At 52.3% G+C, this 22387-nt stretch carries 22 protein-coding genes, 2 other RNA genes and 1 pseudogene; 11 read left to right on the forward strand and 14 right to left on the reverse strand.

What is annotated here, in order from left to right:
• Nucleotides 1-16 precede the first annotated feature (16 nt).
• Nucleotides 17-169: a hypothetical protein gene (locus EQM14_RS16300; RefSeq protein WP_164918975.1), complete on the forward strand. Its 153-nt coding sequence runs from the start codon at nt 17-19 to the stop codon at nt 167-169.
• A gap of 54 nt (nt 170-223) precedes the next feature.
• On the opposite strand, the gene EQM14_RS05280 is transcribed toward EQM14_RS16300, so the two are convergent.
• The 3 genes from EQM14_RS05280 to EQM14_RS05290 all read right to left on the reverse strand — a co-directional run bounded on the left by EQM14_RS05280 (nt 224) and on the right by EQM14_RS05290 (nt 1925).
• Nucleotides 224-790 carry a uracil-DNA glycosylase gene (locus EQM14_RS05280; protein WP_128741972.1) on the reverse strand — a complete coding sequence of 189 codons (567 nt, stop codon included), beginning with the start codon at nt 788-790 and terminating at the stop codon, nt 224-226.
• Between the two features lie 222 nt (nt 791-1012).
• Nucleotides 1013-1648 (reverse strand): SdpI family protein, encoded by a 636-nt coding sequence (locus EQM14_RS05285; protein WP_128741973.1) that lies wholly within the window; start codon nt 1646-1648, stop codon nt 1013-1015.
• The gene (locus tag EQM14_RS05290) at nt 1638-1925 is read right to left on the reverse strand and encodes an autorepressor SdpR family transcription factor (RefSeq protein WP_128741974.1); all 288 of its coding nucleotides are present in this window, start codon (nt 1923-1925) and stop codon (nt 1638-1640) included. Before EQM14_RS05290 ends, EQM14_RS05285 begins: the two co-directional genes overlap by 11 nt.
• Before the next feature lie 228 nt (nt 1926-2153).
• On the opposite strand from EQM14_RS05290, the gene ffs reads away from it, so the two are divergent.
• From ffs to ssrA, 6 genes and pseudogenes are all read left to right on the forward strand, one after another.
• Nucleotides 2154-2253: signal recognition particle sRNA small type (ffs, locus tag EQM14_RS05295), an RNA gene on the forward strand.
• Nucleotides 2254-2342: 89 nt separating this feature from the next.
• Nucleotides 2343-3962, forward strand: a pseudogene (gene dnaX / locus EQM14_RS05300) (DNA polymerase III subunit gamma/tau); the annotation flags it as partial.
• A gap of 15 nt (nt 3963-3977) precedes the next feature.
• Nucleotides 3978-4328, forward strand: coding sequence for a YbaB/EbfC family nucleoid-associated protein (locus tag EQM14_RS05305; RefSeq protein ID WP_128741976.1), 351 nt, complete (start codon nt 3978-3980; stop codon nt 4326-4328).
• A 3-nt stretch (nt 4329-4331) separates the two neighbouring features.
• Nucleotides 4332-4940, forward strand: coding sequence for a recombination mediator RecR (gene recR, locus EQM14_RS05310; protein ID WP_128741977.1), 609 nt, complete (start codon nt 4332-4334; stop codon nt 4938-4940).
• A gap of 78 nt (nt 4941-5018) precedes the next feature.
• Nucleotides 5019-5483 (forward strand): SsrA-binding protein SmpB, encoded by a 465-nt coding sequence (gene smpB / locus EQM14_RS05315; protein ID WP_128741978.1) that lies wholly within the window; start codon nt 5019-5021, stop codon nt 5481-5483.
• Between the two features lie 10 nt (nt 5484-5493).
• Nucleotides 5494-5864, forward strand: a transfer-messenger RNA (tmRNA) gene (gene ssrA / locus EQM14_RS05320).
• 47 nt (nt 5865-5911) lie between these two features.
• Here ssrA and EQM14_RS05325 read toward each other — a convergent pair.
• From EQM14_RS05325 to EQM14_RS05360, 8 genes are all read right to left on the reverse strand, one after another.
• Entirely contained in the window at nt 5912-6193 is a 282-nt protein-coding gene (locus tag EQM14_RS05325) for a hypothetical protein (protein WP_128741979.1), read from the reverse strand.
• A 6-nt stretch (nt 6194-6199) separates the two neighbouring features.
• Nucleotides 6200-6451, reverse strand: a complete 252-nt coding sequence (locus tag EQM14_RS05330; protein WP_128741980.1) for a hypothetical protein — start codon at nt 6449-6451, stop codon at nt 6200-6202.
• Nucleotides 6452-6492: 41 nt separating this feature from the next.
• Entirely contained in the window at nt 6493-6870 is a 378-nt protein-coding gene (locus EQM14_RS05335; RefSeq protein WP_128741981.1) for a helix-turn-helix domain-containing protein, read from the reverse strand.
• A gap of 101 nt (nt 6871-6971) precedes the next feature.
• Nucleotides 6972-8648 carry an acetolactate synthase large subunit gene (locus tag EQM14_RS05340; RefSeq protein ID WP_128741982.1) on the reverse strand — a complete coding sequence of 559 codons (1677 nt, stop codon included), beginning with the start codon at nt 8646-8648 and terminating at the stop codon, nt 6972-6974.
• A 51-nt stretch (nt 8649-8699) separates the two neighbouring features.
• On the reverse strand, nt 8700-9749 hold the full coding sequence (locus EQM14_RS05345) for a lactonase family protein (RefSeq protein WP_128741983.1): 1050 nt from the start codon (nt 9747-9749) through the stop codon (nt 8700-8702).
• Nucleotides 9750-10017: 268 nt separating this feature from the next.
• The gene (locus tag EQM14_RS05350; RefSeq protein ID WP_128741984.1) at nt 10018-11289 is read right to left on the reverse strand and encodes an SLC13 family permease; all 1272 of its coding nucleotides are present in this window, start codon (nt 11287-11289) and stop codon (nt 10018-10020) included.
• Between the two features lie 136 nt (nt 11290-11425).
• Nucleotides 11426-13369: an aconitate hydratase gene (locus EQM14_RS05355; protein ID WP_128741985.1), complete on the reverse strand. Its 1944-nt coding sequence runs from the start codon at nt 13367-13369 to the stop codon at nt 11426-11428.
• Nucleotides 13370-13805: 436 nt separating this feature from the next.
• A complete protein-coding gene (locus tag EQM14_RS05360; protein ID WP_128741986.1) occupies nt 13806-14789 on the reverse strand; it encodes a LysR family transcriptional regulator in 984 nt (327 codons plus the stop codon).
• A gap of 267 nt (nt 14790-15056) precedes the next feature.
• On the opposite strand from EQM14_RS05360, the gene EQM14_RS05365 reads away from it, so the two are divergent.
• Complete coding sequence (locus EQM14_RS05365; RefSeq protein ID WP_128741987.1) at nt 15057-16217, forward strand: isocitrate/isopropylmalate family dehydrogenase; 1161 nt, start codon at nt 15057-15059, stop codon at nt 16215-16217.
• A gap of 74 nt (nt 16218-16291) precedes the next feature.
• Nucleotides 16292-16624, forward strand: a complete 333-nt coding sequence (citD, locus tag EQM14_RS05370) for a citrate lyase acyl carrier protein (RefSeq protein WP_128741988.1) — start codon at nt 16292-16294, stop codon at nt 16622-16624.
• A 195-nt stretch (nt 16625-16819) separates the two neighbouring features.
• Here the strand turns inward: citD and EQM14_RS05375 are convergent, their stop codons facing one another.
• The 3 genes from EQM14_RS05375 to feoB form a co-directional block, all read right to left on the reverse strand.
• On the reverse strand, nt 16820-17065 hold the full coding sequence (locus EQM14_RS05375) for a spore coat protein (protein ID WP_128741989.1): 246 nt from the start codon (nt 17063-17065) through the stop codon (nt 16820-16822).
• 12 nt (nt 17066-17077) lie between these two features.
• Nucleotides 17078-17263, reverse strand: coding sequence for a hypothetical protein (locus EQM14_RS05380; protein WP_128741990.1), 186 nt, complete (start codon nt 17261-17263; stop codon nt 17078-17080).
• Nucleotides 17264-17421: 158 nt separating this feature from the next.
• Nucleotides 17422-19581 (reverse strand): ferrous iron transport protein B, encoded by a 2160-nt coding sequence (gene feoB, locus EQM14_RS05385; RefSeq protein WP_128741991.1) that lies wholly within the window; start codon nt 19579-19581, stop codon nt 17422-17424.
• A 300-nt stretch (nt 19582-19881) separates the two neighbouring features.
• Between feoB and EQM14_RS05390 the strand changes: the two genes are divergently transcribed.
• Nucleotides 19882-21297 carry a putative bifunctional diguanylate cyclase/phosphodiesterase gene (locus EQM14_RS05390; RefSeq protein ID WP_128741992.1) on the forward strand — a complete coding sequence of 472 codons (1416 nt, stop codon included), beginning with the start codon at nt 19882-19884 and terminating at the stop codon, nt 21295-21297.
• Between the two features lie 157 nt (nt 21298-21454).
• Nucleotides 21455-22285 (forward strand): MBL fold metallo-hydrolase, encoded by an 831-nt coding sequence (locus tag EQM14_RS05395; RefSeq protein ID WP_128741993.1) that lies wholly within the window; start codon nt 21455-21457, stop codon nt 22283-22285.
• Nucleotides 22286-22387: the final 102 nt, after the last annotated feature.

The raw sequence follows: 22387 nt of genomic DNA on the forward strand, positions 1-22387 counted from the left end.
ATACAGGAGGTCTAAAATGAATTCAAACGCGAAAACCGCGCTGCAGAGCAAGCTGATGGTTTACCTGGCTTACTATCGATTGGCGGAAAAAGAAAACGACCAGGAACGCAAGGACAAGCTGGAACCATACATTGAGGACCTTCGGGAAGAAATTAAAAACGCGGAATAGCAAAAGCGCCGTTTGGATTTGGTTCCAAGCGACGCTTGTTACATAAAGGCGGGTCTATTCAATTCCCAGTTCGTTCATCTTGTCCCGCAGCCTGAGAAAATCCTCAAACGCCCCCGGTTTGTTATGCGGGTTTCTCAGCAGTGCCGCGGGGTGGAGGGTCCCCATCATGAAAACGCCGCTTTTTTCGGTAAACATCCCGTGTTCCTTCATGATTTTGAAATCCGGGCGGATCAGTTTCGCGGCTGCGATGCGCCCGAGGCAGACGATGATTTTTGGGTGCATCAGCGCGACCTGGTTGCGGAGCCATCCGATGCACTGCTCCTGTTCCTCCGGCTGGGGGTCGCGGTTTTTCGGCGGCCTGCATTTCACGATGTTGCCGATATAGATGTTCTTCTCGCGGTTGAGGTCCACCGCGTCCAGCATCTTATCCAGAAGCTGCCCGCTGCGCCCGACGAACGGCTTGCCCTGCAGATCTTCCTGTTCGCCGGGTCCTTCGCCGACAAAGAGAACCTTCGCTTTCCGGTTCCCCATGCCGAATACGACATTTGTGCGCCCTTCGCATAATCCGCAGTTGGTGCAGTTCAGGCACGCATGTTCCAGTTCTTCCCACGTCTGATACAAGAGATCGCCGCCTTTTCTGTCGAATCCTGTTCTCATGATACCATGGACCGCGAAACCGTAAAACGCGCGGTCAGCTTTCGGCCATGGCCCAATGTTCTCTGTTATTATAACATAGGAAGAGAACTCATGAAAGACCCTTGTCAAGATGTTTCCGTGGATTCATCACGGGCTGACAGCGGCGGCTGCCGGAAGAAAAGAGAACGGAAACCATGCTGAAAATTCCTACTGATTTTCTCGGACGGAAATGACGTAGGAGTAGACAATCGGGATGACAGTCAGAAGAATCAGAGCCGCGTACAGCAGCCACATCAGGCTCAGCAAACCGGAAAGCGCAATCAGGATTCCGCCGGCGACCCAGAGAGGCCCGGCCATGCGGTGCGTTTTCCGCCAGTTTTCCTCGCTCGCCAGCGTCCACGGCACCCGGATTCCCATTGTGTAATTAAATTTGCACTTCGGAAGGTAGTTCCCTATGACGGCAATGCCGACCCCGACCAGGGCCATGACGATCATGCTCATGTTGAACCGGACGTTTAAGGCGTTCAGGATGATCAGAACGTCCATTGCGTTCGCGAGGATGACGATGAACCACAAAGAAATGCTCTTCATTTGCGGAGAGCGGTTGATATTCTGGCTGCGCGGGTCGAGCTTCAGCATGACGCTGACCAGAACGGAGGCTGCGAGCATGATTGCCGGGAGGGCGAACAGCCCGAACGCCTTGGAGCCGTAGCCGTTCGCGGTTCCCGCGCCGTCCCAGTGAACTGCGATCCGGTCCGGTACCCGGGAATAAAACGCTGCGGAAATCAAAAACGGCAAAACAGCAAAAAACCAGTAGAGAACGTCACCCTTTTTAAATTTCATGATCCGATTCCTCTTTTTTGTTCAGAAATTGCTGGAACCAATTGAGAACGTCTTCAAAGACCGAAAGGTCCAGTTCGTAATAAATGAATTTCCCTTCATGCCGGTCCGAAATCAGGCCGGCTTCCCTTAAAATTGCAAGATGGTGAGAAACCGTCGCCCCGGTCATGGAAAAATGTGCCGCAATCTCCCCCGCGGGGAGCGGACGCTCCCGCAGAAGGTTTAATATTTCCCGCCGCGTCGGATCGGAAAGGGCTTTAAAAGTGAACGCCAGAGGCATTTTCTCACATCCGTTATTTAGATATCTATCTAAATAAAAGAATAGCGCATTCGAGCCCTGCTGTCAATCGAAAAATATTTCCTTTTTTTCGCCGTTTAATCGAATTCCGGCGGCTTGAAAACCGAAATACGGGTTGTCTTTTTCAAAGAAATAGGGTATAATAACTTCCATGACTTTTATACTCGAAGGTCAAGCAAGGCAGAGATGCGTGCGATGGGATATGCGGCCGGGCGGGCTCTGTGCGGCGGAGCGCCGCGAACCATGTCAGGCGGGGAACCGAGCAGCATTAAGCGGAGTTGCTCCGTGCGACGCAGCCGGTCTGTTCGTCCGCATATCCAATCGCATGAATGCCGTGGCATCACGGCCTGTCTTGCTTTCCGCTTTTCTGGGGGGTGAGTTGGCACGTATCAGGTACTTTACAGAAAATGGAGGCCGAAAACTTTCTCCGACGTGGTGGGGCAGCCGCAGGTCACCCGGACGTTGAAAAATGAACTTGAATCCGGCCGCGTGGCGCACGCGTATCTGTTCACAGGTTCCCGCGGAACGGGAAAGACCACCTGTGCCAAAATCCTTGCAAAGGCGGTAAACTGCCTGAATCCGGTGGACGGGGACCCCTGCGGAGAGTGTGAGATCTGCCGCGGGATCGAGGACGGATCGGTGATGGATATCGTCGAAATCGACGCGGCATCCAACAACGGGGTGGACAGCATCCGCACTCTGCGGGAAGAGGCGAACTTTACGCCGGCTGCCGCGAAATACCGGGTCTATATCATCGATGAAGTCCACATGCTTTCCATCGGGGCGTTCAACGCGCTGCTCAAGACGCTGGAGGAACCGCCCGCGCATGTGATCTTTATCCTCGCCACTACGGAGGTGCACAAGCTGCCCGCGACGATTCTGTCGCGCTGCCAGCGGTTTGACTTTCACCGCATTCCCCCGGAGGAGATCGCCGGGCGCCTTGCCTATATCGCGGAGAAAGAAGGCGCCTCGATCGACCAGGCGGCCGCGCTGCTGATCGCCCGGCTGGCGGACGGCGCGCTCCGCGATGCGCTCTCCATTTTGGACCAGTGCTTCGGGCGTTCCAGGAACGTGACGGAAGAGGTCGTCGTGGAGACGGCCGGGCTGGCCGGGCGGGAACACCTGTTCCAGCTGGCGGATGCGGTCGGCCGGCAGGACAGCGCCGCCGCACTCGAAATCGTAGACCGCCTGCACTCCGCTTCCAAGGACATGGCGAGGCTGTGCGGGGAGCTTTCCTCCCACTTCCGCAGCCTGATGCTGATCAAGACGATGAAAAATCCGCGTCCCCTTTTGTCGGTGACCGACGCGGAATACAGCGAGCTGTCCCGGCAGGCCGGCGAAATTCCGATGGCGGCGGTTCTGCACGCGATCGATACGCTTCAGGCCACGCTGGAGAAGATGTACCGGGGCGGGGACCGGCGGATCGAATTTGAACTTGCAATGCTCCGGCTCTGCTCCCCGCAGCTGGATTCCTCTCCGCAGGCGCTCCTGAGGCGCGTCGAGGCCCTGGAGCAGGGCGCCACGAGGCCCGGGACGGCGGAGCCGTCCCGAAAGCCTGCCGCTGCTCAGGTACCGGACCGTCCCGATCTGCCGGAACAGGAAGGGAAGACGGCGGAGGGCGGAGAGGAATCAGACGTTCCTGCTGAAAGTGCGGTTCCGGCGGAGCCGGAGCAGATCATCGGAGAACTGAAGACCAATGCGGAGAAACTGGCCGAATGGCCCGAAATTGTCCAGACGCTGAAAAATTATTCCCATACGGTCGCGGCGGCGTTCAACGGCTCGACCGCCTATGTCAGCGGCGACTACGTCCTGATCGACGCCCCGAACGAAATTGCATTCAAGCTGCTGAGAAAACCCGATCAGCGTGAGAACATGCGCAAGGCGATTCAGCAGGTGACAGGGCGGACCTACAGCCTCGGCCCTTATCGGAAACCGAAAGAAAGCCGCCCTGAGGACGACCCGCTTGCCCAATTGGCGCGAAAGGCGGAAGACCAGGGGATTCCGGTGGAAACAAAATAACGGGAGGAATTTTTTATGAAAGCAAGACTGCCCCAGGGATACGGCGGAGGCGGCGCGTCCAATCTGCAGCAGATCGCGCGGCAGGCTCAGAAGCTCCAGGAACAGATGGCGCAGACGACGCAGGAACTGGAGGAAAAGGAATATACGGCCTCTTCCGGCGGGGATGCAGTCCGCGCCACAGTAACCGGGAAGATGGAACTAAAATCGATGGAGATCAAGCCCGAGGTCGTCGATCCGGAAGATGTGGAAATGCTGTCCGACCTGGTCATCGCGGCGGTCAACGAGGCCCTGCGCGCGGCGGCGAACGATAAGACGGAACGCATGGAGAAAATTTCGGGCGGGCTGAACGTGCCGGGGTTTTTATAAGCGATGGCCGGCTATCATATTCCCCCTCTGTCCCGCCTGATCGACCAGTTTGAACGGCTGCCGGGAATCGGCGGCAAAAGCGCCCAGCGCCTGGCCTATTATGTGCTCGGCCTTTCCGAGGACGGGGTGAAGGAGCTGTCCGACGCGATTCTGGACGCTCATAAAAAAATTCATTACTGTAAGGTCTGTTGCAATCTGACGGACGAGGAGCTGTGCCCGATCTGCCGCAATCCCGCGCGCGACCATTCCGTCATCTGCGTGGTCGAGGATCCGCGCGACGTCATCGCGCTGGAGCGCACGCATGAGTTCAACGCGGTCTACCATGTCCTTCACGGGGTCATTTCCCCGCTGAACGGGATCGGTCCGGACCAGCTCTGCATCAAGGAACTGCTCGCCCGGATCGGAAATAAGGATCAGAAGATCGCGGAGGTCATCATGGCGACGAATCCCACGGTCGAGGGCGAGGCGACCGCCATGTATCTTTCGCGCCTTTTAAAGCCGCTCGGCGTAAAAGTCACGCGCCTGGCCTACGGAATTCCCGTCGGCGGAGAGCTCGAATACGCCGACGAATTCACGCTGACCCGCGCGCTGGAGGGCCGAAGCGAGATTTGAGTTCCTCCGGTTTACATAACTCTTGACAACCGGCGGGAAATATGGTACTCTTTAATTCCCGAAAAGAAGGGGCTTTTTATGCAGAAGGATTCTTTCAAAACGATTGCGAAAAATAAAAAGGCCTATCACGACTATTTTGTGGAAGAAAGCATGGAGGCCGGCATCGAGCTCTGCGGGACGGAAGTGAAATCCATCCGCAGCGGTCAGGTGAACCTGAAAGATGCGTGGTGCGCAATCGACAACGGAGAACTGCAGATCAGGGGAATGCACGTCAGCCCGTATGAACACGGCAACATTTTCAATCAGGACCCGATGCGCGTCCGCCGGCTTCTGATGCATAAAAAGGAGATCCTGAGACTGTTCGGGCTGGTTAAGCAGGACGGCTATGCGCTGATTCCGCTTTCGGTTTATCTGAAAGGTTCGCTCGTCAAGGTTCAGGTGGGACTTTGCAAGGGCAAAAAGCTGTACGACAAGCGGGCCGACCTGGCGGCAAGGGCCGCGAAGCGCGACATGGAGCGCGCGATGAAGGAGCGCAACCAGTGAAATCACACATGGGGATGTAAAGGCTTCGACGGGGACTGTCAACCATGGTAAGCGAGTAGCGCCGCAGAACGCTTTATTTCTTCAAAGAAAAATAAATGACAAAACTGAAAACGCTAACTATAACTACAATTATGGGATGGCGTACGCAGCCTAATTAGACTGCCGTCTTTACCGGGAGTACCGCGGCCCGGATAAAGGCGTCGATTAGCGGTGAACGTGAACCGGGGAACGCCTTTACCCCGGTCACGGACGAAAGGCTACCAAGGCGCGAAGCCTGCCGATTGGCGGCGTGCTGAGGGAATTTTAAATGATCGGCTACACTCGTAGAAAGCCATGGCAAGCAATCTTCGGACACGAGTTCGACTCTCGTCATCTCCACCAATTTGTACGGGAAAGTCTGAAAAGGATTTTCTCGTATTTTTTTGCTCTCATGCCGTGCGTACAAGCGCCGCATCTTCGGCCTTCACGCTTTCCTTGGATTTTACGCCACGGTAACTTTTGAACCCGTCAAAGGTGACGTTGAAGTCTACTCCGATGTTATAATTCCTGCCGACTCGGACGGCTTTGATAAACTGCGACACGATCACTTCCTTTGCCATGAAGGAGCTTATGTTGTATAGGTCCGCCCAACTCAGCAGCCGGTCATACTTGCGCTTTTGGCTTTTCGAGGTTTCAGGCAAGGTTTTCAATTCCAGGTCTGCCGCATCCAAGGTGGACTAGGCATCTTTAATTTGTGCTCCGGTTTCTGCGACCAGCGTATTGAGTAGGTCGATGCTCATTTTGTTCTGACTGTGAATGACTTTAAGAGTCTCATTTTTGTAATTGTCAAGCTCTTTCTGTTTATCCTGCAAATGCGCTTTTGCTATCTCGTACTTTGACTTTGGTTCGATGTTCTTCTCATGTTGGCTGGAGAGGATTTCCGATTCGGCCTGCCGTTTGGCGTGGTAGTAGTAGGTCGCACGCGGCAAAACGGAAACATCTAATAGCAGGGACAGCTTATGCTTATGCCTTAGCTTCGAGATTGCCTGTGCTTTTTCTCTTGCTGTTCCCTTTTTAAAACTAAGGCATTCAAGTTTTTTAAGTAGTCAAGTTCCGCTCGTAGCCGCTGATTTTCTGCTACCAAATCTTTCTCGACCTTTTTATCAAGCTTCGGTTTGCACCCTTTCTGAGTACCGCTGGCTGCGTTGGCTCGCCCACGCCGCTCGATGTACAATCCTTCTGGACCCTCTTCCAGATAGATGCGTTCCCAGCGTGATACATGACTTTTATTGCCGATGCCAAATCGCTGGGCTGTCTCTCGGCAGCTTAACCCCTCTTGACGCATGGTCTCCACCACATGTTGCTTGAATTCTCCTGTATATCTTTGGTTCGGTACTCCTTTTGGCATAAAAACACCCCATTTGTTTTTCAGTATACCATACTGTCTAACAAATGGGGTGCAGTTCAATGCAGGCTGGCCTTGTCTTAAAAGCGGCCACCACCGGACCGCTAAATTTCGTGAAGATGCTTTGTCAGTTTCATATTTTCGCCGTAATCAACCGGGCAGTCGATGATGCTTGGGAAGGGCTGGCGGAAGGCATTTTCCAACGTTGGAATCAGGTCGTCCGCTTTTTCTATCCGATAGCCTCTGATACCAAAGCTTTCTGCAAATTTGACGAAATCCGGGTTGGTGAAATCGACGTAGTAGCTTTTCCCGTACTGATTCATTTGCTTCCATTGAATCAGGCCGTAGTGGCGGTCATTGAAAATCAGAGTGACGAACGGAGTACCGATCCGCACGGCTGTTTCAAGCTCCTGGCAGTTCATCAGGAATCCCCCGTCGCCGGTCACGGCGATAACCTTTTTGTCCGGATTTATCAGCTTTGCCGCAACGGCCCCGGGCAGCGCGATTCCCATTGCGGCAAAGCCGTTCGATATGATACAGGTCTTGGGTTTGTAGCAATGGTATTGCCGCGCGATCCAGATTTTGTGTGCGCCCACATCGGAAACGAGGATATCGTCTGGATCCAGAACTTTCCGGATATCGGAAAGGATTTTCTGAGGTTTCATCGGAAAACTCCTATCATTTTCATAGGCGTTTGCCTCCTCCTCCATTTTCTGCTTGATCTGCAAGGCAAATTCCGGCTCGGAATTTCGGCTAGCTTGATTAAGAATCCGGAAGAGCGAATCAGAGATATCCCCGATAACCTCTATCATCGGCTGGAACAGTTTGTTAATGTGGGCGGGCCTTGGATCGATATGGATAATTTTGCGGCATCGGTCGCTGTTCCATTTGGATGGGGCGTATTCCACGATGTCGTATCCGACTGCAATGACGAGATCGGACTTCTCCAGGACCTTATTCTCGTAATCCGTTTCCGGGATTCCAATGGTCCAGAGGGAATATCGGCTGTCGAACGGGATGATTCCTTTCGCCATCATCGTATGAACAACGGGGATTTTCAGCTTTTCCGCGAACACCGTCAGGGCTTCTGCTGCGTTGGAACGGACCGCGCTGCTGCCAGCGAGGATGACGGGAAATTTCGCCGCGGAAATCTCATCGGCGGCGCTTTCAATCAAACTGCTTTCAGCATACTCTTTTGGAGGAATCTTTCTCTCGAGCGGCTCCTCATCCAAACCAACTGGCATTTTTGAAATGTTGACGGGAAGGTCGATATGGCAGGCACCAGGCTTTTCACTTTCAGCATATTTAAAGGCTATCCGGGTGATTTCACTTACCGTATCCGGCCGAACAATCTGTTTGCTCCGTTTGGTGATGGGCTCAAACATCTTGCACAGATCAAGATACTGATGGGAAGTCAAATGCATCCGTTCGGTGCCGACTTGGCCGGTGATGGCTATCAGCGGAGCACCATCCTCGTTGGCATCTGCGACGCCGGTGACCAGGTTGGTGGCGCCGGGACCGAGGGTGGAAAGACAAACGCCGGCTTTCCCGGTCAGCCTCCCGTAGACATCTGCCATAAAGGCCGCGCCCTGTTCATGGCGCACCGTGATGAAACGAATCGAAGATTTATGTATGGCGTCAATCAGTGCGAGATTTTCTTCGCCCGGAATACCGAAAATGTATTCCACTCCTTCTTGTTCCAGGCATTTTACCAGCATTTCCGCTGTGTTGAAAGATTGCGATGAAATGGATTTTTCATCATTGCCATTCTGCTGAAGCATAAAAAGAGTTCTCCTTGCCGATTGCTTCCTTGACAGGAAAAAATATGGTTTTTACTTTGAAAATATAATGCAAACCGGACTTTCCGTCTCGATCTTCCGGCCTGTGTAGTGCGGGATGCCCGTTGTGGGATCAATACGGAAAACGGTAATCGTATCGCTGTCTTCATTCGCAACATAGAGAAGTTCCCCGGCGGGGTCCGTTGTGACAAATCGCGGCGTTTCTCCTTGAGTTTCGGTGAACCCCATACAGTGCAGGTATCCTGTGAACGGGTCGATGGAATAGGTCGCAATACTGTCGTGGATGCGGTTGGAACAATAAACGAACCGGTTACTGGGATGTACAATCACCTCGCTCGCCTGCCCCTCTCCGGTGTAGGTATCGGGAAGGGAGGGAAGAATCTGTTTTGGCTCGAGGATCCCTGCCTTCTCGTCAAAATAGCTGAAAGTAATATTGTTTCCCTTTTCGTTGACCTGGTAAACATAGTGATTGTTTGCATGGGATGCGATGTGACGCGGTTCGTCAAGCTTACGGGAAGCGACCCGGCATGTCAATGTGAGGGATCCGTCCTTCTCAATCCGGAAGACGTTTGTCTGTCCGAAACCGGTTGTACGGCCTTGGGCAGGCGCAAAAAGGTAGGATTTACTCTGGTCTAAAATACACTGGTGAGGAAGGGAGACGGTGCCTTCTCCATGTCCGGGAATGATAGCTTCGTGAATGGGGTCGGTTAGACTTCCGTCGGCGCTTCTTGCAAGGGTGGAAATTTTCCCTCCTTGCAGGGTTGCGACAAAACAGTACCGGTTCGTCGCATCCACCGAGACGAAGACAGGATTTTTTCCGCCTGCTTTGGCGGAATTTAGAAATTTCAGTTTTCCGGTCGTCTTGTCAATTTTATAGGCACTGACGAAATCCTTATCGCCATGTACCGTATACAGAAAATCGCCGTTCCGGTCAAAGCACTGATAGGACGGGTTCTCAATATTTCCGACAAGCTGGATTTCCTGCCACTCGATCGTTTTATGGTCGACCCGGTATACCTTCAATCCCTTGCCGCGCGCGTTTCTTTCTCTTGTGGTCCTGCAGCCAACATATGCGAAACTCATTCCAAACCTTCCTTTATAAGTTTATTTTGCGGGGAAGCATATCAGGAATTACGGTCGGCCCCGCAACTTCACACCGCGGAATTCCTCTTGCTCCAAGGAGACAATTGTCTCTGAAATATTGATGGCCTATATGGAATGGACAAGCGTAACAATCCTGCCGAGAATTGCTCTTATTTGCCCAAACCATTATAGACCATGTAGTTACGATCGAAAATTTCAACGATTTCAGGCCGAAATGGATCATCGTAACTTGGAACTTCCAGGCCATTTATCCCATGCAGATTAAATGGAATACGCCGGTGATTGCTAAAATGAACGTGACGGCGAGAGCGACAAAAGCCCATCCCCAGAGCTTCAGAAATATTTTATTGATGTCGTATTTTTTCTCTGCATCCGGTTGGGAGGAAATCGCCGCCATAATTAATCCGCCGGTGGTGGAAATCGGGCTTACGCCTGTGATAGTTCCGCCGATGACGACAGCGGCCGCCAGTTCGACCGGGGAAACGGCACCGTTGAAATGAGAAGCGATACCGCCGACGGTGGGAATCAATGTCGGGAAAACGACGCCGAGGCCCGAACTGAAGAACGACATGATACCTCCGGTAACACCCATGATCGCAGTGCCGGTAAATGGTGTCATGATGGAGCTCAGCGCATTTGACAGTAGTGTGATGCCATCGGACTGTACAACGATATTCATCAGCATACCTACGCCTACGACCATCAGCAGTACGTTCCATGGGATGCTTTTAATGCTCGCACCCTCATTCCCAACACCAAAGAGCAGAATAACCGTGCCCACAAGGAATGAAATCAGGCCTACATTCACCTTGAAAGCGAGGGTGCAGACGATCATGACGAGCAGTCCGGCCAGTGAAATCACTTGGTTTTTGTTGAACCGGATTTTTTCATCCGGCAGGTTTGCCTCGCTGTATTTGACTTTCCAGCCTTTATAAACGATGTAGACAACGGCGGCAAGAACCAGCGAAGCGACAAACAGGCTGGCCCAAATGGGAAACAGATTGGTGTTGATTCCCTGTTTGCCCATTAGGTTCATAACCACAACGCCTTCCGGTGTGATCGGGGTCATCCTGCCGCCAAAGCATCCACATTCGCCCATAATTGCCAGCATAATTGGATTGTAGCCCGCGGACAGCGCAATCGGTACGGCCAGCACCGGGATAATTGCCAAAATAGGAATGGAACCGGGCCCGATTGCGGATAGAATAAAACCGAGGCAGTAAAAGACGATGGGGATGAGCCAGACGTGGCGCTTAACCGACGAAACGAAAAGGTTCGCAATATTATCCAGTGTCTTGTTCTGCATCAGAATTCCCAGGAGATATGTAACACCCACCATCGTAATAAACAAGGAACTGCTGAACCCCGCTATGATTGTTTTCTCGGCGATTCCGTAAATTCGACCGATGATTAGGGCAAGAGCGATAGAGACGATACCAACGTTAGCTTTCCAGACAAAGCCGATTACGATTGCCACTAAAAGTGCGATCAAGGATATAAGACCTAAACTTTCTCCCATTCGATTACTCCTCCCAAATATTATTGACTACTCCCGAATCCATGAACTGTAAAGTTTTTCTCCGATGGTAGAGTCCTGTGCCGCTTTGGTTACAAAAGACGGATATTCAGATTCTGTAGAGAAACCGGGGACAACTTTATGCCCCCTTTCGATTTTTTATGTAAGAGAGCTGCCCGCCGCTGAGAACGATTTCAATTTCAACATCGGAGAGGTCAAGCCTTGCCTCGAAGGCTGTTCCTTTCGTCAGGTTGCGGACGATGACCTTTCTGCCCCTGATCTGATTGGCCGAGTCGTCAATTTCAAGTTCATCCCCGAGGGAGAGCCCATCATAATCGGCAGGATTTTGGAACAGAAGTGGGATTACGCCGTGATTGATCAGGTTGTTTTTATGAATGCGAGCCATGGATTTGGCGACGATTGCCTTTACGCCCAAGAACATCGGGCAGATCGCCGCATGCTCACGACTGGAACCCTGTCCGTAGTTCTCTCCGCCGACAATGATGCTGGTTCCAAATTCCTTGGCACGGGCCACGAAGCTCGGGTCGTAACGGTTGAAGGCATACTGGGCAATCAGCGGAATGTTCGAGCGCATGGAAGAAAACTGCGCGCTGCCCGGGGTGATATCGTCCGTGGAAATGTTGTCGCCTGCTTTCAGGCTGATTTTCGCCTTGATGGTTTCCGCGGGCGGCGTATTGACCGGCAGTGGTTTGATGTTCGGCCCGCGGATGATTTCAACGCTGCTGGAGTCGGCGGGGGGCGCGATGATCATCGTGTCGTCAATCGGATAATTCGCCGGTTCCCTGATCTCGCCAAGCCCGGAGAGATCACCTAGGATATCCACGGGATCGGTGATGAAACCTGTGATGGCGGTGGCTGCGGCGACCTCCGGACTCACCAGAAACAGTTTCGCATCGGCCGTCCCGCCTCTGCCCCTGAAATTCCGATTGGAGGTGCGCACTGAAACACCGCCTGTCGGCGGTGCCTGCCCGATGCCGGGGCATGCGCCGCAGGCAATCTCGGTGATACGGGCACCCGAATCGACCAGATCGGTGATGATGCCCTCTTTCAAAAGTTGCCGGAAGGTCTGGCGCGTAGCTACCGAAACCGTTAAGCTGACATTTTCATTTACCGTCCTGCCTTTTAGGATCACGGCAGCCTTTTTAATATCGGCGTAAGACGCATTGGTGCAACTCCCGATATAGACCTGCTGTACCGGAATATCGTGAACTTCCCGGATCGTTTTGACGTTGTCGGGCATGTCGGGGCAGGCGACCAACGGTTCGATTTTCGAAAGATCCAGCGTGATTTCCTCGTCATATCCACAGCCTTCGTCGGCGCTCAGCGGCACGAAATCCTTCTCGCGGCCCTGTGCCGCAAAGAACCTGCGCACCACCTCATCCGCAGGGAAAATGGATGTGGTCGCCCCCATTTCCGCTCCCATGTTAGCAATCGTCCCGCGTTCCGGTACTTCTAGCGTTTTGACCCCTTCGCCGGTATATTCGAAGGCCTTGCCAAGCCCGCCTTTGACCGTGAAACGCCGCAGCATTTCGAGCGCAACGTCCTTGGCAGAACAGCCGGGCCTCAGTCGGTTGATCAGATTGACCCGCACGACTGCCGGCATTTTGAGGCGCATGGGAAAGCCTGCCATGGCGACCGCCACATCCATTCCGCCCGCGCCGATTGCCAACATGCCGATCGCGCCGCTTGTCGGCGTATGGCTGTCGGTACCAAGCAATGTTTTGCCGGGAATGCCAAAGCGGGAATAGTGGACCGAATGGCAGATGCCGTTGCCGGGACGCGAAAGGTACAGCCCGTATTTTTTGGCGATGGACTGCAGAAAAATATGATCGTCCGGTGTTTTATTGTCGACATATAGGAGATTGTGGTCCAAGTAGCTTACGGAGCATTCCGTTCGGACGCGGGGAAGATTGAGTGCTTCAAATGCAAGGTATGACATCACGCCTGTGATGTCATGTGTCAGCGTCTGATCTATTTTGATATAGATTTCTTCTCCTGGAATCAGTTTTGCCGACGAGGTCAGATGGTTGCGGATGATTTTTCGAATCAGATTTTCTGGCATAAAAAGCAGTTCCCTCCGTTAATAAAATTTTGCAGGATCTCACAGACAACTCGGATTTGCCGATAAGTGGATCATTCGTGAAAAGTGCCCAAGATTGTGCGATTTGAACGACTGAAATTATCATAAACATTCCCATGGCCCTTGTAAAATGCCAATATGTATATGGTCAATATAGACAAAACTGTATGATGGCGCCTGAAGGGTACTTACATCCGTCAGAAAGGGTAAAATCAAAAAGGCTTATATATGCGAAATGCACAAGCATTTGGGTTTCATATGCAATGTTACTCATAACGCCCATAATGAAAAAATCATGTTGGAAGCGTCTCTATTGCTGCCAAAACAGATGCACAAAAGGAATGGGCGGGGCGGGCTCCAAATTTGGAGTCCGCCCCGCCCATTCCTCCATCCGTTTTCCGGAAGGACGCCTAATTGGCTATCCCGGGCGACCCGTTCCGGAGTCCGGCCGGTTGTCCGCCCTGTAATGCTGGATGAATGATCTCTTTGAGAATACCTCCCCTGCAATTTCAAAGAATGACTTTTCCGCTTCGCTGAGATAAGCGTCCTTACGATAAAGAGCTAGGATTTCCCATCTGACGGGATGCTTAGTGAGGGAATAAATATCTACTTCAGTTTCACATTTCGCCAGTTCAATAGTCATGGCGGGCACGATCGTCACGCCCATATTTGCAGATGCCAAGCGGCAAGCACAGGTATTGCTGTCTATTTCCATAAAAATATTAGGCTTGATTTTATAGGAGCCAAACAGCAAATCCAGAAAAGTCCGGAGTGCATGTCCTTTCTTTAGAAAAATGAATGGAAGATCCTTCATTTTATTCAAATCAACTGCATAAGGGCAATTATCCACATAATATTCCGGGCCTACCACATTCTTGGCGGTGACAAGAAATAGCTCTTCGCTGTAGATAAGCTTCGCTTCCAGATTTTTATCTTTTCCGTCATTATCATTATTTTGAAAGGGAAGAATCGCAAAATCCAACTGGCCTTTTAAAATACGGTCCATAAGAATATCTCCCTTGGATGAAAATATCTGCACGTCAATCCCGGGGAATTTCTTTCGGTAGCGAGGCAGAATCAGAGGTAACATATAGGAACAACGTTCGAACGGAAAGCCAACCCGTATTCGTCCTTTCCTGTTTTTTGAAATGTCACCCAGCTCTTTGGACATATTGTTTTCCATCATCAAAATCTGCCGGGCATACTCTATATATCGCTCGCCGGCAAATGTAAGGGAGAGCGGTGATGTGGAGCGATCGAAGAGTTTTACTCCCAATTGATCCTCCACTTTGGAGATAAAATGGCTCAAGGCGGGCTGCGAAATATAGAGCGAATTTGCGGCTTTCGTGATGCTTTGACACTCTGCGACAGTGCAGATGTAGACCAACTGCTGCATATCCATTTTACATACCTCCCTAAGCAAATTACCACATCCGTTTCATTCTGTCAACAAGCTGAAAAACGGGAAAAAGCCTTATGCACTTTTGTTTATAGTGTCCATATTAAAATAAGCATTTTACTTAAAGTCGTTTTTCAGCTAAGATGACTTCAGTGAATTGTGCCCAATTTTTAAAATTACAAAATTCTGGAGTCGATATTAAAGTCGTGTATTTTTAAGTAATGGTGGATTTGGGTAACGATGACGGAGTCTGTATAGGAGGGTTACAAATTGGAAGCTGTCAATAGCGCTGTAAAAAAATTTGGCACGCTGATTGAACAAGATCTGGAGCGGGTTTCCCGAATGAAGGAAGCGGATGAATTTACAGATTTTAAAGCACTCGATAGAATTGTGATCGGTGTCCTGCCGGGCGACGGCATAGGGCCTGTCCTCATGGAACAGGCCCTGCGCGTCCTGCGGAGCCTGATTCAAAACGAACTTGACAGGGGACGGATTGAAATACGGATCATCGAGGGGATGACGATCGAGAAGCGCGCAGAAAGAAGGGAATCTCTGCCTGCTGACATCTTCGAAAAAATTAAAAAATGTAACGTTATTCTAAAAGGGCCGATGGTTACGCCGCGTGCCTCGGATCCGTGGCCCAATCTTGTAAGTGCAAACAGCCTTCTGCGCAGAGGTCTCGATCTTTTTGCCTCGGTCCGCCCGATTCGAATCCCCTCAAAAGGGATCGACTGGACTTTTTTTCGGGAGAATATCGAAGGGGAATATATCTGGAGCGACAAAGGGATTCAGGTAAACGAGGATCTCGCGGTGGATTTTAGGGTTCAAACGAAACAGGGTAGCGAACGGATAGCCCGCGCGGCTTTTGAATTTGCCAAGAATAACGGAAAAAAGAACGTGACGGTGATTACCAAAGCAAATATTATTAAGCTGACGGACGGTAATTTTGTAAAAGCCGTCCGGGAGGTAGGAAAGGAATATCCGGGGATAGAAGTAGAGGAACGATTGGTAGATGCGATGGCCGCCAAAATGATGAACCCGGAATTTAGCAGAGGATTGGAAGTCTTTGTACTGCCCAACCTCTATGGGGACATCATCACCGACATCGCCGCCGAGAACCAGGGCGGGCTGGGAACAGCATCCTCCTCCAATCTTGGCAGCCGGTATGCGATGTTCGAGGCCATCCACGGCGCGGCTCCAGATCTGGTCGCTTCGGGGAGGAGCGAATATGCTGACCCGAGCAGTCTGATCCGCGCGGTCGGTATGATGCTTGGTCATATCGGTTACACCGGCCTCAAAAAGAAGCTGGATGACGCCATGGATATCTGCACGGTTACCGAGCGCCGGATCGTCGTAACCACCCGGAAAGAGGACGCCTCCGCCAGGGAATTCACCGATTATCTGCTGGAGACATTGTCTAAGTTAGGTTGATCGCAAGTTTTTAAGTTGCTCTTTCAGACTGCGTTTTTGAAAGAGCAACTTGTTTTTGGAAAGAAGGGTTTCAGATGAAGATAAAACGAAGCGCAGTGGCCGGTACGATGGAATCGAGCGATATCATGGTCACCGTTGCTCCCAACAATGGCGGTATTCAAATCGAATTGAACAGCACGGTGGAAAAGCAGTTCGGGCAGGAGATCCGGAATGTGATTCAGGATACCCTGACGCGGCTTGGCATCGACAGCGTAACTGTTACCGCTGTGGATAAGGGCGCGCTGGATTGTGTGGTCCGTGCGCGCGTGGAAACGGCTGCCTATCGCGCGTGCGGCAGTGAAAACTATGTTGACTATGATGTTTGGGGTGGCATGATGATTGGCTTGTTAAGGAGAAGCGTGCGGTAAACAGCAATCATAGCGGTACGCACAGAGGTTTCTACAGGGAAACGGCGCAGACGTTGAAGCTTGTTAATATCACGGTCTTAATAATAGGTTCAAGCAGCGGAAGATATAAAAAAAATCCCTCGCTCTTTTTATAAAGGAGCGAGGGATTGTACTTCCATCTGATATAGAATTACCAACGGCCGGGTCCTTGAAGAGTCAGCCTTGCATTTGAGTTTTAATCTGCTGAATCTCCTGATCGTTCGCCTGCGCGGCGGGTTTATAATAACCCTTCGATTCCGCAAGCTTAAAAAGTTCATACTGCGACGTTTCACATTTATTGCGGATTTGCTGGAGCGTGGACCGCAGATTCTGGTTTTCGCATTCCGAAATTGCGTTGGCATAAAAAGTCAGGCTGCTTTTCTCCATAGAAAGGGCATCATTCACCATTGCTTTTTCTTGCATTGTTACCATCTCCTACTGTAAAAAAGTCATGAGCTGCTGTTTTGTACTCTTGGCATCCTGAGCAGATTTTTCAAAAAATGATTTGACCTGCGGGTCCGTGGCCTGCTGAGCGTAAGTCTGCATTTTTTCATATGCAGTATCGTGAGCCCCCAGCATATGCCGCAAATTTTGCAATTCCGTCTGATTTAACTGAGACATGAAAACAATCCTTTCTGTATGAATTTCTTGTTATATTTTGTTTCCTATTCTGCCTTTTATACGAAAATTTATTGATAAATCCGGCGAGCGGTCCGATCCTTTCGGACGGCGGCCGGTCCACGCCTTGCAGTGCCAGAGGCATGGATCGACGGGGCGATTCATACAAGTCCTAAAAGCCGGGCTGTATTGGCAACCAGGAAGCAGACGACAATCCCCGTAACCGTTGGAATGGTGAAGCCGAGAGCGGTCCACTTTGCACTCTGCGTTTCTTTCCGGATGGTCAGGCAGGTCGTGCCGCAAGGCCAGTGCAGAAGGGAAAAGAGCATGACGCACACGGCGGTCAACCAGGTCCAGCCATGACTGACGAAAAGAGTATGGAGCTGCGCGAGGCTTTGGTAATCCGTCAGGGTCCCGGCCGCCATATAGCTCATGATAATAATCGGCACGACGATTTCGTTCGCGGGGAAACCGAGGATAAACGCCATCAGGATATAACCGTCCAGTCCCAACAGCTTGGCGAAGGGGTCCAGAAACCCGGCGCACTGTGCTAGAAGGCTGGCGCCTCCGACATGAATGTTGGCGAGAAGCCAGATGACGAGCCCGGCCGGAGCCGCGACAACAACGGCGCGCCGCAGCACGAACAGCGTCCGGTCAAAAATGGAACGGACGATCACCCGTCCGATCTGCGGGCGGCGATAGGGGGGGAGCTCCAGATTGAAGGAGGACGGCATCCCTTTCAGAATTGTTTTGGAGAGAAATTTCGAGATCATCATGGTCATGAAGACCCCGAAAATAATAACGGAGGTCAAAGTCAGCGCGGAGACGGCCGACTGGAACGGCCCGGCCGCCGCGGCCGCGAAAAACATGGTGATGACAGTGATCAGCGTGGGGAACCTTCCGTTGCACGGAACGAAGTTGTTGGTCAGGATAGCAATCAGCCGTTCTCTTGGGGAATCGATGATCCGGCAGCCGATTACGCCGCAGGCGTTGCAGCCGAAACCCATGCACATGGTTAAGGATTGCTTTCCGTGCGCGGACGCCTTGCGGAAAAAGTTATCCAGGTTGAATGCGACGCGCGGCAGGTATCCCAAATCTTCCAGCAAAGTAAACAAAGGAAAGAAGATCGCCATGGGAGGAAGCATGACGGAAACAACCCAGGCCAGGGTCCGGTACATCCCTTCGACCAGCGGCCCTGTGACCCATTCGGGGGCGGAAATCCAATGGAAAAAGTCCAGCAGGCGGTCTTCCACCCAGAACAGTCCGTCGGCGATCAGCTCAGACGGCACATTTGCCCCCGTGATCGTAATCCAGAAGATTCCGAGCAGCAGTAAAATCATGACCGGGATTCCGGTGGCTTTGGAAGTAAGTATTTTATCGATTTTCCGATCTCGCTCCGCATACTCTTTCTTTTCATAGACAATGGTTTCGCGCCCAATTGCTTCGCAGAGTTCAACGATCTTTGTAACGACGCAGTCACGGAATGAATCGCCTGTAATGCCTCCCTGTCTCAGCTGCTCTTTTGCTTCCCGGAGCCGCTCTGAAACAGATTTTTCCGCAAGAATGTCTTTTCCCAGATAATTTCGCATGGAACGCAGCAGGCTTTCATCGCCGTCCAGCAGCTTGAGCGCCACCCAGCGGCTGTTCAGCTTTCCGTCCAGTGAATCTTCCAAAACCGGCTGGAGCATGGAAATCGCCCGTTCGATTTCATCCCCATATGCGATGGTAAGCGGTTGGATTTCACTGCTGTCCCGGGTTAAGTCCGCCACGGCATCCGTCAGGCGGTTCAGCCCCTTTCCGCTCCGGGCGCTGGTTCCCACAACGGGGATTCCCAGCTTTTGAGACAGCCGTTCCAGATTCACCCTGATCTTTTTCTTTTTCGCCTCGTCGAGCAGGTTGACGCACAGTATGACCCGTTTTGAAATCTCCATGGTCTGAAGGACAAGATTCAGGTTGCGCTCCAGACAGGTGGCGTCGGCGACGACCACTACGGCGTCCGGGGCTCCGAAGCAGATAAAGTCGCGCGCGATTTCCTCTTCTTCCGAATTTGCCATCAGGGAATAAGTGCCCGGAATATCGACAAGGACAAAGTTCGTATCCTGATGCCTGTATCTGCCCTGCGCGTTGGCCACGGTTTTCCCCGGCCAGTTTCCCGTGTGCTGATTCATTCCCGTCAGGCTGTTGAACACCGTGCTTTTTCCGACGTTCGGGTTCCCGGCCAGCGCCACCACTTTATCGTCCGCGGTTTCCCGTTCGATTTGCAGTACGCCGCCGCAGCTGCATAAAACCCCGGCGCCTGTCGATTCTCCTGTCAATCCCAATGTGGTTCCCTCCTAATATGGTTCTGTTTAGGAATATATCATTGCAAAAAAGTTGGGCGCATCCACATGGTCGATATTCCATGCGGCGGCCCGATAGAGGCCTTTTATTTTGTTTCACTAGGCTAATATATGGTTCCTTTACTGAAAGTGCTACTATTATTTCCTGTCCGTAAGGAAGACGCCGGATTGCGCGCTGGGGAAGCCGGCTGACCCGAACTTCGATGTAACCGCGTTTACGTTATAAATGTATAAAAAACGGAATACCGGCGGAAATTAACAAGAAAGGACGGTGAAGGAACAATGAAGCCGAAGCGTCGCCGCAGCGCGGCGCGGCCGGTTTTGCTGGCTGCGTGGATTCTCGCTTTGCTCAAAATGCAGGAGAACCGGAAGCTCCTGCTCTCCCGGCAGGAGAGGCTGTCGTATGAAGATCCGCTGACCGGCGGAGCGAATGAAAAAAAATTCGTGGAGGAGGCGCGGCGACTTCTCAGGCCGGCGGACAGGAAAAAATATGCGCTGATTGCCTTTCATGTGAGGGGATTCGGAGTAATTAACGAGATTTTCGGCTATCGCAACGGAACGAGGGTACTTCAGGGAATCCATTGGGTATTTGTTAAGAATCTTGGAAAAGACGAGCTGAGCGCACATGTTTATGCCGACCGATTTTTGCTTTTGCTGGCATGCCGGGACAGAGCCGGTTTGACGGAAAGACTGAATCGGATTTGCGCGGACCTGAAAAATACCATTGAGTTTTACGGGATCCACTATGAACTGTCTCCGGCGTTCGGAGTCTGCGAATGCCCGGTCGGTGCTGCGGAAGATGTGCAGGAGCTGATCAGCCGCGCCGTAATGTCCCTGAAGGCCGATCATTTTCCGGACTGCCCGCCCTGCGCCTTTTATGAGGACCGGATGCGGATCGGCCGCATGACGCTGAAAAATATGGCGGACCGCCTGGTGCCGGCCTTGGAAAACCACGAATTTGTGGTGTACTATCAGCCGAAATATTCCACTGCTGGCGAGACGCTGTTCGGCGCCGAGGCTCTGGTGCGCTGGCGCACGGATCCGAATACCCTCGTGCCGCCGGGCGAGTTTATTCCCGTATTTGAGCGGAGCGGAAAAATCGCGGAGCTGGACCGCTACGTGTTCCGGCAGGTTTGCCGTGATCTTCGGAGGTGGCTGGACGAGGGAAAGGAGGCGGTGCCGGTTTCCGTCAATCTGTCCCGCGTCAGCCTGCTGAATCCTTCCGTTGCGGGTGAATACCGCGGGGAGGCGGCAAAATTGGACGTACCGTCGGGTCTGTTGGAGCTGGAAGTGACGGAGAGCGCGTTCGCGCAGGATGCGGCGGTCCTCGAAAAATCTATGAGAAGACTGAGCGCCGCCGGCTTTTCACTTTCCGTTGACGATTTTGGCTCCGAGTACTCCTCGCTGAAAATGCTGTACGATGTTCCGGCGCAGACGATCAAGCTGGACCGGGATTTTTTAAACGGACTGGGTTTCGGGGAGCGCGGGGAAGCGGTTGTTTCCTCTGTCATCGGTCTGGCGGAACAACTGCATATGTCGGTTGTGGCGGAGGGCGTGGAAACAAGAGAACAGATGGAATTTCTGAAAAAGATCCGCTGCATGGCGGTACAGGGCTACTATTTTTCGCCTCCTGTCTCGGAAAGGCAATTCGCGGCTTTGCTGCCGGTAAAAGGGATAAAAAACGGTCCGTTTGAGTGAAATTGCGTGGAATCTGCGGAAGTTCCGAGGTATAATGAAAAAGAGTTCATCTGTTCTAAGGAACGCTTTATGCCGGGATGCGGTCCGGCACGGTGATGCGCCGATGGATCTGTCTCTGCCTGGGGCGCTGGAAAAGGAATGAAACGGAGGTTCGGCTATGCTGCGGCTGATCGTTCTTTGCGATAATTATGTGCGCCGGGCCCGTCTGCTCGCGGAACACGGGCTTTCCCTCTGGATTGAGAGAAACGGGACGGGAATTCTGTTCGATGCGGGACAGACGGACGTGTGGCTGAAAAATGCCCGGATCCTCGGTCTGCAACCGGAAACCGCCTCTGCGGTCGTTTTGAGCCATGGGCATTATGATCACTGCGGAGGGCTTGAATTCTTTCCGTTCCGAGACAGCGAAGCGATGGTTTATGTCACCCCTCAGGCGTTTCAGAAAAAGCTGGCGCTCGACGGGAGGGGCGCGTACCGTGATGTCGGAATGCAGTGGAAGCCGGGAGACACGCCGGAATCGGAAGGCCGCATTGCCAGCACGGAGGGCAAAACGGAGATCCTTCCCGGAGTCTGGACCTTGGGAAATGTCGGAAGCTATAATTCCTTCGAGCCGGTGCAGGACTGTTTCTTTACGGAGAAGGATGGGGAAAGGGTCCCGGACCGGATGGACGACGAACAGATTCTTGTGGCGAAGGAAGGAGACGAACTCGCGGTTTTCTCGGGGTGCAGCCACCGGGGAGCCGTCAACTGCGTGGAACACGTTCGCAGCTGTTTCCCCGGAAAGAAAATCCGGTTTTTAGTGGCGGGAATGCATTTAAGCGGCGAAGGAGAAGACCGGATTCGGAAAACCGCGGAGTACTTTGCCGGGTCCGATCTGGAAAAAATCGTTCCGCTGCACTGCACCGGGATTCCGGCGGCCGCGCGTCTGAAGCAGGTCTTAGGAGACCGCTGCGTTCTGAGCTCGGTGGGGGACAGGATCGATCTCTTCTGAACCGGGAAAAAATGTCTTGACTAAACTGGAAGATTATGTTATACTATCTAACATAGTTTAGTTGTGATGCATGGCGCTATGAATGAAATGGGCAACCACATA

It is taken from the genome of Caproiciproducens sp. NJN-50 (assembly GCF_004103755.1).
Classification (GTDB): Bacteria; Bacillota; Clostridia; order Oscillospirales; family Acutalibacteraceae; genus Caproicibacter.